General features: G+C 64.5%; 12 protein-coding genes, 1 other RNA gene and 1 pseudogene. 10 read left to right on the top strand and 4 right to left on the bottom strand.

Annotated features, from left to right (window positions below):
- Window positions 1-40 precede the first annotated feature (40 nt).
- Window positions 41-241, top strand: a complete 201-nt coding sequence (locus QZY07_RS24555) for a hypothetical protein (protein ID WP_295408602.1) — start codon at window positions 41-43, stop codon at window positions 239-241.
- An 84-nt stretch (window positions 242-325) separates the two neighbouring features.
- Here QZY07_RS24555 and QZY07_RS24550 read toward each other — a convergent pair whose 3' ends face one another.
- From QZY07_RS24550 to QZY07_RS24535, 4 genes are all read right to left on the bottom strand, one after another.
- Entirely contained in the window at window positions 326-1,780 is a 1,455-nt protein-coding gene (locus tag QZY07_RS24550) for an FAD-linked oxidase C-terminal domain-containing protein (protein ID WP_295408600.1), read from the bottom strand.
- Between the two features lie 107 nt (window positions 1,781-1,887).
- A complete protein-coding gene (locus QZY07_RS24545; protein WP_295408598.1) occupies window positions 1,888-2,499 on the bottom strand; it encodes a BON domain-containing protein in 612 nt (203 codons plus the stop codon).
- Window positions 2,474-2,854 (bottom strand): YraN family protein, encoded by a 381-nt coding sequence (locus QZY07_RS24540; RefSeq protein WP_295408631.1) that lies wholly within the window; start codon window positions 2,852-2,854, stop codon window positions 2,474-2,476. The genes QZY07_RS24545 and QZY07_RS24540 overlap by 26 nt, the downstream gene beginning before the upstream one ends.
- 99 nt (window positions 2,855-2,953) lie before the next feature.
- On the bottom strand, window positions 2,954-4,804 hold the full coding sequence (locus QZY07_RS24535; RefSeq protein WP_295408596.1) for a penicillin-binding protein activator: 1,851 nt from the start codon (window positions 4,802-4,804) through the stop codon (window positions 2,954-2,956).
- Window positions 4,805-4,840: 36 nt separating this feature from the next.
- On the opposite strand from QZY07_RS24535, the gene rsmI reads away from it, so the two are divergent.
- The 9 genes and pseudogenes from rsmI to murD form a co-directional block, all read left to right on the top strand.
- On the top strand, window positions 4,841-5,701 hold the full coding sequence (rsmI, locus tag QZY07_RS24530) for a 16S rRNA (cytidine(1402)-2'-O)-methyltransferase (RefSeq protein ID WP_295408594.1): 861 nt from the start codon (window positions 4,841-4,843) through the stop codon (window positions 5,699-5,701).
- A 53-nt stretch (window positions 5,702-5,754) separates the two neighbouring features.
- Window positions 5,755-6,125: RNase P RNA component class A (rnpB, locus tag QZY07_RS24525), an RNA gene on the top strand.
- Window positions 6,126-6,402: 277 nt separating this feature from the next.
- Window positions 6,403-6,858 carry a division/cell wall cluster transcriptional repressor MraZ gene (gene mraZ / locus QZY07_RS24520; protein WP_295408592.1) on the top strand — a complete coding sequence of 152 codons (456 nt, stop codon included), beginning with the start codon at window positions 6,403-6,405 and terminating at the stop codon, window positions 6,856-6,858.
- Between the two features lie 48 nt (window positions 6,859-6,906).
- The gene (gene rsmH / locus QZY07_RS24515) at window positions 6,907-7,851 is read left to right on the top strand and encodes a 16S rRNA (cytosine(1402)-N(4))-methyltransferase RsmH (protein ID WP_295408590.1); all 945 of its coding nucleotides are present in this window, start codon (window positions 6,907-6,909) and stop codon (window positions 7,849-7,851) included.
- Entirely contained in the window at window positions 7,848-8,138 is a 291-nt protein-coding gene (gene ftsL, locus QZY07_RS24510; RefSeq protein WP_295408587.1) for a cell division protein FtsL, read from the top strand. The genes rsmH and ftsL overlap by 4 nt, the downstream gene beginning before the upstream one ends.
- Window positions 8,125-9,930 carry a penicillin-binding protein 2 gene (locus QZY07_RS24505; RefSeq protein WP_295408585.1) on the top strand — a complete coding sequence of 602 codons (1,806 nt, stop codon included), beginning with the start codon at window positions 8,125-8,127 and terminating at the stop codon, window positions 9,928-9,930. Before ftsL ends, QZY07_RS24505 begins: the two co-directional genes overlap by 14 nt.
- A complete protein-coding gene (murF, locus tag QZY07_RS24500; RefSeq protein ID WP_295408629.1) occupies window positions 9,930-11,300 on the top strand; it encodes a UDP-N-acetylmuramoyl-tripeptide--D-alanyl-D-alanine ligase in 1,371 nt (456 codons plus the stop codon). Before QZY07_RS24505 ends, murF begins: the two co-directional genes overlap by 1 nt.
- 1 nt (window position 11,301) lies before the next feature.
- A complete protein-coding gene (gene mraY, locus QZY07_RS24495) occupies window positions 11,302-12,384 on the top strand; it encodes a phospho-N-acetylmuramoyl-pentapeptide-transferase (RefSeq protein WP_295408583.1) in 1,083 nt (360 codons plus the stop codon).
- 5 nt (window positions 12,385-12,389) lie between these two features.
- Window positions 12,390-12,847: pseudogene (murD, locus tag QZY07_RS24490) on the top strand (UDP-N-acetylmuramoyl-L-alanine--D-glutamate ligase); the annotation flags it as partial.

Raw genomic sequence — 12,847 nt, 5'->3', positions numbered from 1 at the left:
CGTCTTGCCAGAGACACGGGCAAGGATTTTTCGTGTTTCTGTGTACGTACCTGCACTGATTTCACGACAAAACATCAACACTCTTCAGATCGGACGCTCTCTGGGCCGGCTGCTGGAGCTGGGCAGACCGGTCGTGGTCGTCGCGCAAGGCGAGCAGACCTGGACCGGGGTGCGCGAACGTCGGCTGGCGTGGCGCATCGTCCCGGCGGCGAGCAACGAGCCGGGGTCTCAAGGCCGTTAGCCGCTCGACTGGATGCAGACCGAGGAGATGCAGAAAGCTCCTGACCCTATCCCCGGCTGGAGGGATCTGTCCATGGCGAGCGCTTCACAGCTCAAGTTCCGAGACCGGGGCCTCTTCGTTGTCGTTCAATCGATAGGGTCTGGCAGCCCCTTTGCCGGGGTTCAGAATCCCGGCGGGATCGAAGCCGCGCTTGATCTCGGACATCAGCCGCAGCGCGACCGGATCGATCTCCCGTCCCACGAAATCGCGCTTTTCCAGTCCGACGCCATGTTCGCCCGAGAGGGTTCCGCCCAGACGCAACACGAGCGAAAACATCGCGTCCAGGCAATCACGGGCACGTTCGACCTCCCCGGCATCGTCCGGGTCGATCAGCAGGTTGACATGGATATTGCCGTTGCCGGCATGACCGAAGTTGACGATGCGGATGCCGGTCTCGTGCGACAGCCGCTCCAGTCCCTCGATGAATTCGCCCATGCGCGAGACCGGGACGACCACGTCCTCGTTGATCTTTTTGGGGGCGATGTGACGCAGGGTCGGCGACAGCGATTTGCGGGCCTTCCAGAGCGCGGCGACCTCGTCGGCGGAGTCGGCGCGTCGCAGTTCGAGCAATCCCGCGACCTGGGCGGCGGCGCTCACGGCGTTCAGCGCCTCGTCGATGCAGGCGCGCGGGCCGTCGACCTCGATCATCAGCAGCGCCCCCGCGCCCTCGGGCAGATCGATCTCGGTGAAATGGCGCACGGTGGCGATGGCGGCGGCGTCCATGAATTCGAGCGCGCAGGGGGTGACCGGCTGGGCCATGATGGCCGAGACGGCGGCGGCGGCGGCGTGGATGTCGGTATAGGCGGCGCGCAGGGTGCGCTTCGCCTCGGGCAGCGGGGTCAGCTTCAGGGTGGCCTCGGTGATCAGCGCGAGGGTGCCCTCCGAGCCGATGACGAGCCGTGTCAGATCGTAGCCGACCACGCCCTTGGTGGTCAGGACGCCGGTGCGAAAGGGCTCGCCGCGTCCATCGATAGCCCGTAGACCCAGGGTATTGTCGCGCGGGGTGCCGTACTTGACCGCACGCGGACCGGCCGAGTTGTAGGCGAGATTGCCGCCGATGGTGCAGGTCGCCGCGCTGGTGGGGTCCGGGGGCCAGAAAAAGCCGAGCGGCTCCAGTGCCTGTTGCAGGGTCGCATTGAGCACGCCCGGTTGCACGACCGCCAGACGGTCGGCGGGGACGAGACGGATGATCCGGTCCATGCGCTCGAAGGAGAGGACGATGCCGCCCCGGTCCGGCACCGTGGCGCCGGTGGTGCCGGTGCCGCGCCCGCGCGCGATCAGCGGGATGCCCGCCTCGGCGCAAAGTCGGACCAGGGCCGCGATCCGGGGCTCGTCGGTCGCGAACACGACCGCCTGCGGCAGCGCGTGGCGGCGGCTGTTGTCGTAACCGTAGGGCCAGCAGTCGGCCGGATCGGTGAGCAGACAGCCAACGCCCGCGATCCGGGCAAGCGAGCGTTGGAAACTAGCGGAAAACGCGACCCCGCGTGCGATCCTGTTCAATGAGTTAAACCTTCTTTTCTCATCATGTAAACCGCGTCTCACCAACCGTCGCAGGTCACTGCGAGGCTGTCATCGCTCGCGACCAGGAATGTCGCTCAGGACGCGGTTTACTGGTATTCGAAGAGTTTGACCACGCGCTTGACGCCGGGGACATAGCGCACCTGCTCGGTTGCCGCCTCCGCCTCCGCCGGATTGACCAGTCCCAGGAGATAGACCACGCCGTCCTCGGTCACGACCTTGATCCGAGTCGCGTTGAAATCCGGGAGATCGACCGCTGTCATCGCCAGTTTGGCGCGCGAGGTGATGTAGATGTCCTCGGATTGACGCACCAGATCGGTCTTGGGTCCGATGGTCAATTCATCGATGACGCGCTGAACCTTGGGGAGACGGCTCACATGATCGACCGCCTGGCGCACCACCTCCGCCGATTCCGCCTGGCCGGTCAGCAGGACTGTTCGGTTGTAGCTGGTCACCGCGATTCTGGAGTGTCCCTGAATCGCGGGATCCTGGAGCAATTGATGAATGGCGGTGAGCTCGATCTGCTGATCTTCGAGCACGACCTGCGGGGGGCGGCGGTCATAGATGGCGGAGGCGCCGACCGCCGCTCCGCCCACGACGAGGGGGACGCAACCGGACAGTGCGACCGTCAGGGCCAGCAGCAGCGCCAGCCATCCTGTGAGAAAGTTTGAGTATCTATGAGGAATCGGCGGTAAAAGCATGTTTAATCCACTGAATCTGATTCTGACCGCTGATGGCAACGACATCGAAGCGGCAGGCTAGGGCGCTGGGATGCGACTGAAGATAGTGATTGGCGGTCGCGATCAGGCGTCGCTGTTTGCGGACGTCGACGGTTTCCGCCGGGCTGCCGAAGCGTGTAGAGCGGCGAAAGCGCACCTCCACGAACACCAGCATCGCGGCTTCGCGCAGGATGAGATCGATTTCGCCGTACCGGCAGCGGTGGTTACGCGCAATGAATCTCAGACCCTGGCGCATCAGAAAGGATTCGGCGAGACGCTCCATGGCCTCGCCAACCGATCCGGCGCTAGGCTTCGATTCCTGACTGACCATGGTCATCTCCATCCCAGATCGTTGAAGAATATCCATTCCTTGCGCGATTGCCTTGCTTGGATCTCGCGCCCTGAAAATAATTCCTTGCCCCTTGCCCCTTGCCCCTTAGCGCGTCTCCGGTTTGCTCGTGTCCACGGCGAGATCGGCCAGGCGCGGGCCGGTTTCGGTAAAGCGTCCAAGCTCAAGCTGACGCTGGATCCGTCCCAAACGATCAAGCGACAGTCCGCCGGTCTGTCCGGGATAGTAGCCGCCAGGGTTTTTGGCAAGGTCCGCGAGACGCGGCGCCAGTCGGTAGGCGTCGATGCCCATGGCGTGCAGCCGGGCGAGCGGGTCGGTGCCTTTGCTCAGGGCGCGGCGCGAGAGCGGTCCCGCTCCGCCGACATCGAGCATCCAGGGAATATCGACGAAATAGAGTCCAACCAGCCCCGCGTCGCGCTTGGGGTCGAAGTCGCCCGCATAGACATGGGAGGTGGAGATGACCGTGATGGCTTTGGTCGACGCGGCTTGCAGACGCGGGTGAAGTTTGCGCGCCATGTCCGCGGTCGCGACCAGGAACACCAGATCCGCGTCGGCCCCGCCGAGTAGCTTGGTCGCCACCCGGTCGGCGCTGGCCCCGGTCGGCGGGTAGCTTGACTGCCGCGTCAGAGTGCCTCCCTGATGACTCCACTGGCGCCGAAAGGCGCCTGCCAGCCGCTCGCCCCAGGCGCCTGCCGGGTAGAGCAGCAGCGCGCGTCTCAGACCCATGGCGTAGGCCTTGCTGGCAACCTCGGTGGCTTCATTCTCGGGCGAGAGCGAGAATTGGTAGAGGTTTTCGGCGCGTTTGTCGGTCCGGGTCGCCTCGTTGAGCGCCAGGGTCGGAACTCCGAGAAGCCGCTCGGCCGCCAGGGCGTCAACGGCCTCCTTCTGTAGAGGGCCGATCACATAATCGGCGCCGTCCTGGATTGCCTTGGCATGCAGGCCCCGCGAGCGATCGGCATTGGAAATGTCCGTGAAATTCAACATTGGCCGTTGGCCCGCCCGATCCGCGCGGCCGGCGGCCTCGATGCCGTCCTGCACGGCCTTGGCGGCGGCGGCGAAGCGACCGCCACGCGGGAGAAGGATGGTGACCTGGTCGCCGTTTGCATAACCGCCGGCAAGTGTCCCCGTGTAGGCATTGGCCAACTCGGGGAGTGCCGGGTGCCCTGAATGCCCTTGCTTCCATTGGCGGTAACGGGTCTCCAGCGGTTGCGGATCGGCGTCGGCATTGCGTGTCAGCAGGGCGACGTCGGCCCAACCTTTCATGGTGCCGCTTCCCTGGCGGGCAAGATCCCGCAGTTCGGCGTTGCCGACCAGGTTCAAGGTTGAGATCAGAGAGACCTGATTGAGCAAACGTTCGTCCTGTTGATCGAGCTGCCGGTCCAGCTCGTCGAGGGTTTGAGCGGCGGCGAGCGGCGAGTTGGCAAGCCGCTGGGCGGAGGCCAGGGTTCCCAACCGATGGGCCTTCAGCTCCTTGGGCAAGGTCTGAACCTGCATGCGCTCCAGCAATCCGATCGCGTCCTTGGGATGGTCCGTCTGCAGCGCCAGATCTGCCTCGGTCAGCAGCAGCAGATCCCGTTGCGAGGGTGTCATGTCCGGACGGGAGATCGCGTCGACGGTTTTCTTCGCGGGCGCGGTTTGACCGGCTGCAAGAGAGGCGCGGGCCGCCTTGATCTGGAGTTGGACGCGCGCGGGCGGCTGGGCCTTGGCCGCGAGGTCGAGATAGAGCGCGGCGGCCTCCGTGGCCTTGCCCTGGGCTTCCAGGACGGTCGCGCGATTCAGTTCCGCGGCGGGGATGGGGGCGAGTACCCTGGCCTCCTCCTGGATCGGGTTGACCGCGCAGGCGGACAGGATGGTCGCCAGCAGCAGGGGAGGCAGCCGCCACGCGCGGGCCGGGCGCCTGGTGGACAAAAGGATGCGGTCAACGCGATTCTTGAGCATGTTCAGTTCCGTTTCAGAGTCTGTCGAGGACACAAGATGCAGCAACAACGAGGAATACTATACGTGGTCGCAACGCCGATCGGCAATCTTGCCGACATGACCGAGCGCGCGCGTAAGATCCTGTCCGAGGTCGCTTTGATCGCCGCGGAGGATACCCGCGAAACCCTGCATCTCCTCAACCACTTCGGGATTATGGCAACGCTGGTCGCCTATCACGATCACAATGAGTCGCGGGTCGCGCCACGCTTGCTGGCGGATCTGGAGGCGGGGCGCGACGTGGCGCTGGTCTCGGATGCGGGAACGCCTTTGATCAACGATCCGGGCTATAGCCTGGTCGCCGCGGCGCGCGAACGGGGGCTGACGGTGGTGCCCGTGCCGGGTGCCAACGCGGCGATCTGCGCACTCTCGGCGGCCGGTTTGCCGAGCGATCGGTTCCTGTTTCTCGGGTTTCCGCCGCGCACCCGCGCTCAGCGTCGGAGCTGGCTCGGGGAGGTTGCCAACGAGCCCGGCACCCTGATTCTGTACGAGAGCGCGAAACGGGCGCTGGCGACGCTCGAAGACCTGGGCGCGGTGCTGGGCGAGCACCGCCGCGTGGTGCTGGCGCGCGAACTCACCAAGCGCTTCGAGACCTTTCTGTTCGGTCAGCCGCGGGACTTGATCGCTCGGTTGGCGGCGGACCCCGAACAGCAACTCGGCGAACTCGTCATCCTGGTCGAAGGTCGGAACCTGGCCCCGGACGAGGGCGAGCGCATCGAGCAGGAGCGGGTGCTGCGGATCCTGGGCGAAGCGCTGCCGCTGCGTCAGGCGGTCGACCTGGCGGCCCGCTTGACTGGCGCCAGGAAAAATACGCTCTATCGATTGGGTCTCGATCTGGGCCTGGGGGGGGCGGACGATTGAGGTTCGCGAATTCCAGCCACTGCATGACCGCTTTTCGGTATACTTCTCGGCTGGGAGTTGGCCAGGCAGTCGCTCGTTTCGTTCGCGAAACGGGAGGAAAGTCCGGGCTCCAACGGGCAGGGTGCCAGGTAACGCCTGGGGGGCGCGAGCCCACGGAAAGTGCCGCAGAAAAGAAACCGCCGATCCCGCGCCCGTTGCGGGAGGTAAGGGTGAAATGGTGCGGTAAGAGCGCACCGCGCCGATGGTAACATCGGTGGCAGGGTAAACCCCACCCGGAGCAAGACCAAATAGGGGGACAGGCGGTTTCGACCGCAACGCGCGGCCCGCGCGTGTTCCCGGGTAGGTCGCTTGAGGCGCATGGCGACATGCGTCCCAGATGAATGGCTGTCCTCGACAGAACCCGGCTTATCGGCCAACTCCCTCATGATTCCCGCGCGCCCCGCTCATCCGATGAGTGTCGGCGACTTGCGATCTTTATCTCAAGTCGTTTCTAGATTGATTGCCTCACCTACCTGAAATCAAGCATCTTTTTGTGAGTTCGCGCCCATGCTGAACTATGGCGTGTAAGTCGCTGACTGCCAACGCGAATAACCGATTGGATTCTTGACGATGTCTCTGGCGATCACTAAGATGACGGATAAGTGGGTGAGAGTGGGGAATTAGGGGGCAAAGCGCGATCGACAAGTCGCGAGGGGGCGTTGGTGTTTCGGGGGGTCGCCATCGTCAATCTGGATGCGAAGGGGCGTCTTGCGATTCCGTCCAGGCATCGCGACCGCCTGCAGGCATCCTGCGAGTCCCATCTGGTGATCACGGTGGACCGGGATCGCTGTCTTCTGCTGTATCCAGAGCCCGAATGGGAAGTGATCGAGCGTCAATTCGCCGCTCTCCCCGCTCTCGATCCCACTGCGCGCGCTCTCCAGCGGCTCTATGTCGGAAATGCACAGGAAGTGGATATCGACGCTCAGGGCCGCATCCTTGTTCCTCAATATCTGCGCGATTTCGCCGCTTTGGATAAGCGGGTCGCGTTCGTGGGTCAGGGGATTAAATTCGAACTGTGGGACGAGGCGGCCTGGCAGGCGCGCAACGAGGCGGCGCTGAACGATTCGGCGATCGGCGACCTGGCGTTAACCGCGGGCCTGGGCTCCTTGACACTCTAATCCCCGTCGCTCGTCAGACTTAAATTTAATTTATAAAACAGATGCTTAATGCATAAACCTGTCTTGCTGGAGGAGAGTGTGGCTGCGCTGGTGTTGGATCCGAGCGGTCTCTATATCGACGGCACCTTCGGTCGTGGCGGGCATAGTCGCGCCATCCTGGCACGCCTTGGCCCCGCGGGGCGCTTGATCGCGCTGGATCGCGATCCGGATGCCGTTGCCGCCGCTCGCCCCCTGGCTGCCTTGGACCCGCGCTTCTCCATTTTCCAGGGATGCTTTGGCGCGCTCGGCGAGGTTCTTGCCCAGGCCGATACACACGTTCAGGCGAACGGCATTCTGCTCGATCTCGGCGTGTCGTCTCCCCAATTGGACACCGCTCGGCGCGGGTTCAGCTTCTCTGTTGGCGGACCGCTCGATATGCGAATGGATCCGCAATCCGGTGAATCGGCGGCGGAGTGGCTCACCCATGCCGATCAAGGTGAGATCGTCGCTGTGCTGCGCGATCTTGGGGAAGAGCGCTTCGCCAAGCGGATTGCCCGCGCCATCGTCGAGACCCGTTCCCGCGGCGAACTCGTGACCACCTCCCAGCTTGCCGACCTTGTGGCCCGCGCGGTGCCGACCCGCGAACCGGGCAAGCATCCGGCGACCCGGACCTTTCAGGCGCTGCGGATCCACGTCAATGACGAGTTGAACGAGATCCAGCGCTGTCTTGGTCAGGTCACTGGCCTGCTGGCGACAGCCGGGCGACTGGTCGTCATCAGTTTTCACTCTTTGGAGGACCGAATCGTCAAGCGCTTCATCCGCCAGGAGTCGCAAGGCCCCGTCTTTCCCAAGGGCGTTCCGGTCCGGGTGACCGCGACACATGGCCGTCTGCGTGCGATCGGCAAGCCGGTGCGTCCTTCGTCCGAGGAGTTGGCGGCGAATCCGCGGGCGCGTAGCGCGATCATGCGGATCGCCGAGCGGCTTGCCCCGAACGCGGTCGAGGTGCCTTCATGATCCGACGCGGCGTTTGGGTTCTTGCCCTCCTGGCGCTAACCGTAATCCTGTCGGCGGTAGGGGTCGTGCATGCCAAATATCTGACACGGTTGCATTTCGGATATCTGCAGGATCTGCGTGCCCAGCGCGACGCGATCGACGTGGACTGGAACCGTCTGCGACTCGAAGAGGCCGCCCTTTCCACCTACGTACGGGTTGAACGCAAGGCACGTTATGAACTCGGTATGTTCGCCCCACGGGCGGGCGACGTACTTCTGATCGAGGAGACTGGTCATGGCCAGCCGTAATGATCGTCTTCGACGGATCACCTCCCGGCGCGTCGAGGCGCCGCGCGCGAAGCCAAATTTGAAGTTGCGTCGCCGCTTGCTAGTCGGGCTGCTCTCGGGCACCTTCGTGCTGCTGTCCGGGGCGGTCTTTTATCGTCAGGTGATTGAAACCGACTTTCTGCGCAACGAGGGCGAACGACGCTATTTGCGCATCGGCGAGATCGCGGCGCGGCGCGGCATGGTCACCGATCGGAACGGCGAACCCCTGGCCGTGAGCACGCCGGTCGAAACGGTGTGGGCGGATCCGCGCAAACTGGTTCAAAGCCTAAATTCGCTGCCGCCGCTGGCTGCCGCGCTGGGGATCGAGCCTGCCGTGCTGCGTGAAAAAATCGAGTCCAACCGAGAGCGTGGATTTCTCTATCTGAAGCGCCGGGTGAGTTTCGAAGAAGCGCGCGAGGTCAGGCTGGCGATTGATCAACACAACATCGAAGGCGTCGATTTCGAGACCGAATACCGGCGTTTTTATCCTGGCGCTGAGGTTTTCGGCCATGTCATGGGGTTCACGGACATCGAGGACCGCGGCCAGGAGGGGGTCGAACTCGCTTACGACCATCACCTGAAGTCGGAGCCTGGCTTGCGTCGCGTGATCCTGGACGGTCGTCGTCGCATCGTTCAGGAGATCGAGCAGATCCGCCCGCCGCGTCAGGGTAAAGATCTGGTCCTGAGTCTCGATCGTCGACTGCAATTTCTCGCCTACCGCGAACTCATGAAAGCGGTCAAGGAACACAAGGCCAAGGGCGGGACCGTGGTGGTGCTGGACGTGAACACGGGCGAGGTGCTGGCGATGGTCAATCAGCCCGGTTACAACCCGAATGCCGACCGCGACAGCAGTGGCGACCGGCGTCGCAATCGCGCCCTGACCGATGTCATGGAGCCGGGCTCCACGCTCAAGCCCTTCGTGGTCGCGGCCGCCCTGGAGCGGGGCTTGGTGACGCCGACGACGCGGATCGCGACGGGGCCGGGGACGCTCAGGGTTGGCAGCAACGTGGTGAAGGATGTCCATAACTACGGCACCCTGGATGTGACCGGAATCATTACCAAGTCGAGTAACGTCGGCTCGGTCAAGATCGCGCAGAAGATGGATTATGCCAGCCTCTGGGGGCTCTACGATCAGCTTGGATTCGGCCATGCGACTGGTGTCGGCTTTCCGGGCGAGAGTGCCGGACGGCTGCGCCATTATTCGCGCTGGCGGCCCTTCGAGCACGCCACCATGGCCTTCGGTTACAGTCTGTCCGTCACTTCGCTCCAGCTTGCCCAGGCTTACAGCGTGCTTGCGGCGGATGGGATCAAGCGCCCGGTCACCCTGATCAAGCGCGACCCGGCGCTTGCCCTTGGCATGGACGAAGAGGCGCCCGATTCCACGTCCAGGGAGATTCGCATCTTGAGCGCGGACACGGCACGCAAGGTCCGCGCCATGATGGAAACCGTGGTCTCCGATCAGGGCACCGCCAAGCGGGCACAGATTGCCGGCTATCGCGTCGGCGGCAAGACCGGTACGGCCAAGAAAGCGGGCCCTGGCGGTTATGGCGGTGGCCGCTATCAGTCGGTCTTCGCCGGCTTCGTGCCGGCCGGCAAGCCGCGTCTGGTGATGGTGGTCATGATCGACGAACCTGGCGGAAGCGCCTATTACGGCGGCCTGGTGGCGGCGCCGGTCTTTCAAAAAGTCATGGAGGGCGCGCTGCGGCTCTTCAATGTGCCGCCGGACGATCCAGTCCCCTCGATGCTGCTGGCGCATCGGGAGCCGAAGCCATGATGTGGACGCTGGCTCAAGCCGTCGCGCATGCCGGCGGCTCGCTGCGCGGTCAGGATCGGGCGTTCGCTGGCGTCGGGACCGATTCGCGCGCCGATTGCACCGGGCAACTCTTCATCGCCCTGCGCGGCGAGAACTTCGATGGTCACGACTATGTTGCCGCCGCCCAAACGGCCGGTGCAGTCGCGGCCCTGGTGGATCGTCCGCTGGCCCTGGATCTGCCGCAATGGATCGTCGACGACACCCGTCTCGGTCTCGGGCGTCTGGCGGCGGCCTGGCGCGAGCGTTTCCCCGGTCGGGTGATTGCCATTACGGGCAGTAACGGCAAGACCACGGTCAAGGAAATGCTCGCAGCCATCCTGGCGCGGGCCGGTCGGGTGCGGGCCACGCGGGGCAATCTCAACAACGATATCGGCATGCCGCTGACCCTCCTGGGGGCGCGCGAAGAGGATTTCCTGGTGCTTGAAATGGGTGCCAACCATTCGGGCGAGATCGGCTACATGACCGACATCGCCCGCCCGGATCTGGCCCTCATCACCAACGCCGGACGCGCCCATCTGGAAGGGTTCGGCAGTCTCGCGGGGGTGGCCCGCGCCAAGGGCGAGATCGCGCGCGGACTCTCCGCGGAGGGGATTTTTCTGGTCGCTGGCGATTCGCCGCATCTGGGTCTGTGGCGCGAACTGTCCGCTGGCCGACGCCTGCTGACCTTCGCTCTCGACGACGGCGTGGCGGAAGGCGCTGACGTGACCGCCCGCTCCGATGCCATTCGGATCGCCTGGGACGAGGAGGGTTTTCGCACCGAGTTTACGGCGCGCTTCGGTTCGCGCGAGATTCCGCTCAGGCTGCGTCTGGCGGGTTGTCACAACGTTCGCAACGCCCTGGCGGCGACCGCCGCCGCCCTGGCGCTCGGCATCGACGAACGCCTCATCCGCGACGGGCTGGCGGGGCTGCCACCGGTCAAGGGCCGTTTGTGCCCGCGCCGCTGCGGTGACTTGGGCGTCATTGACGACACCTACAACGCCAACCCGGATTCCATCGCCGCCGCGATCGACGTGCTGGGCGGACTGACCGGGCGGCGCTGGCTGGTGCTCGGCGATCTCGGCGAACTGGGTCCGGATGCGCCGCGACTGCACGCAGAGATCGGCGCGGTCGCGCGCGCGGCCGGGATCGATCGCCTGATCACCGCCGGTACGTTGAGCGCGTCGGCCAGTCGCGCCTTCGGCGAGGGCGGGCGACATTTTGCGGAGCGGCAGGCGCTGGCCGATTGGCTGCCCGCCGAGTTGGCCGCGGAGGATCGGGTGTTGGTGAAGGGTTCGCGTCTGGCGCGGATGGAATTGATCGTGGATGCGCTCTGCGCTGGGTCGGGACTTTAGAATGTTGCTCTATCTCACTGAATGGCTTGCCGATTTTTATAGCGGATTCAATGTCTTCCGCTATCTGACCCTGCGCGCGATCCTCGGCGTCATGACCGCTCTCGGGATCGCCCTGGTCGTCGGGCGTCCGATGATTCTGCGCTTGCGGGCCTTCAAGATCGGTCAAACGATCCGCGACGACGGCCCGCAGAGTCACCTGTCCAAGTCTGGTACGCCCACCATGGGCGGCGCGCTGATTTTGGTCGCGGTCGGGATCAGTACCTTGCTGTGGGCCGACCTGGAAAACCGCTATGTCTGGATCGTGCTGCTCACGACCCTGGCCTTCGGCGCGATCGGGCTGGTGGACGACTATAAAAAGCTGGTGAAGCGCGACCCGCGCGGACTCGCCGCGCGCTGGAAATATTTCTGGCAGACCCTCGCCGGGTTCGCCGCCGCCATGGCGCTCTACGCCTCCGCCGTCTCGCCGGCCGAGACCGCGCTGCTGATCCCCTATTCCAAGAATTTTGCGATTCAGCTTGGCCCCTGGTTCATTCTGTTGACCTATTTTGTCATCGTCGGGGCTAGCAACGCGGTCAATCTGACCGATGGGCTCGATGGCCTGGCGATCATGCCAACCGTGCTGGTGGCCGGTGCCCTGGCGATCTTCGTCTATGCGGCGGGTCATGCGCAGATCGCCAATTACCTCCTGATTCCCTATCTTCCCGAGGTTGGCGAACTGGTCATTTTCTGCGCCGCCCTGGTCGGTGCCGGGCTGGGGTTTCTCTGGTTCAACGCCTACCCGGCTCAGGTGTTCATGGGCGACGTCGGCGCGCTCGCCCTCGGCGCGGCACTGGGCGTGGTCGCGGTCGCGGCCCGTCAGGAACTGGTGCTTTTCATCATGGGCGGCGTCTTCGTGGTGGAGACGATTTCGGTGATGATGCAGGTGCTGTCCTTCAAACTCACCGGAAAGCGGATCTTCCGGATGGCGCCGCTGCATCATCATTTTGAACTCCAGGGCTGGCCGGAACCGCGTGTCATCGTGCGGTTCTGGATCGTTACCGTGGTGCTGGTCCTGATTGGGCTGGCGAGCCTGAAGATCCGGTGAGCGCCATGGCCAATTCACTGTCGCTCAACGCTTGTGGGCTGGCCTCGGCTGAAGCCGACGTCAACTCCCGTGGGCCTGCCGCCCGTTCAGAGGCGAAAACGCTGATCGTCGGTCTCGGCAAGACCGGCCTGTCCTGCGCGCGCTATCTGCGCGCCCAGGGCGTGTGGGTGGCCGTTACCGATTCGCGCGCCCGGCCACCCGGCCTGGAGACCCTGCGGGAAGAGCTGCCCGAGGTCGCGGTCTTTGTCGGCGGCTTCGAGCCCGAGGTCTTCGCGCTCGCAACGCAACTGGTGGTGAGTCCGGGGGTGCCGATTGCCGAGCCATTGATCCAGGCGGCGTTGGCCCGGGGCGTGCCCGTGATCGGCGACGTGGAACTCTTCGCGCGCGCGGTCCAGGCGCCGATCTGCGCCATCACCGGTTCCAACGGCAAAAGCACGGTGACGACCCTGGTTGGCCTGATGGC

This window comes from uncultured Thiocystis sp. (assembly GCF_903866365.1).
Lineage (GTDB): Bacteria > Pseudomonadota > Gammaproteobacteria > Chromatiales > Chromatiaceae > Chromatium.
Note: the sequence above shows the minus strand (reverse complement) of the source record. Positions and strands in the feature narration are given on the sequence as shown.

What these genes read in the sequence shown, in the direction of transcription:
- QZY07_RS24540 (WP_295408631.1), bottom strand. Translation starts at nt 2,854, where the DNA reads ATGACCATGGTCAGTCAGGAATCGAAGCCTAGCGCCGGATCGGTTGGC.
- ftsL (WP_295408587.1), top strand. Translation starts at nt 7,848, where the DNA reads ATGATCCGACGCGGCGTTTGGGTTCTTGCCCTCCTGGCGCTAACCGTA.
- QZY07_RS24505 (WP_295408585.1), top strand. Translation starts at nt 8,125, where the DNA reads ATGGCCAGCCGTAATGATCGTCTTCGACGGATCACCTCCCGGCGCGTC.
- rsmI (WP_295408594.1), top strand. Translation starts at nt 4,841, where the DNA reads ATGCAGCAACAACGAGGAATACTATACGTGGTCGCAACGCCGATCGGC.
- rsmH (WP_295408590.1), top strand. Translation starts at nt 6,907, where the DNA reads ATGCATAAACCTGTCTTGCTGGAGGAGAGTGTGGCTGCGCTGGTGTTG.
- QZY07_RS24545 (WP_295408598.1), bottom strand. Translation starts at nt 2,499, where the DNA reads ATGCTTTTACCGCCGATTCCTCATAGATACTCAAACTTTCTCACAGGA.
- mraY (WP_295408583.1), top strand. Translation starts at nt 11,302, where the DNA reads ATGTTGCTCTATCTCACTGAATGGCTTGCCGATTTTTATAGCGGATTC.
- QZY07_RS24535 (WP_295408596.1), bottom strand. Translation starts at nt 4,804, where the DNA reads ATGCTCAAGAATCGCGTTGACCGCATCCTTTTGTCCACCAGGCGCCCG.
- murF (WP_295408629.1), top strand. Translation starts at nt 9,930, where the DNA reads ATGTGGACGCTGGCTCAAGCCGTCGCGCATGCCGGCGGCTCGCTGCGC.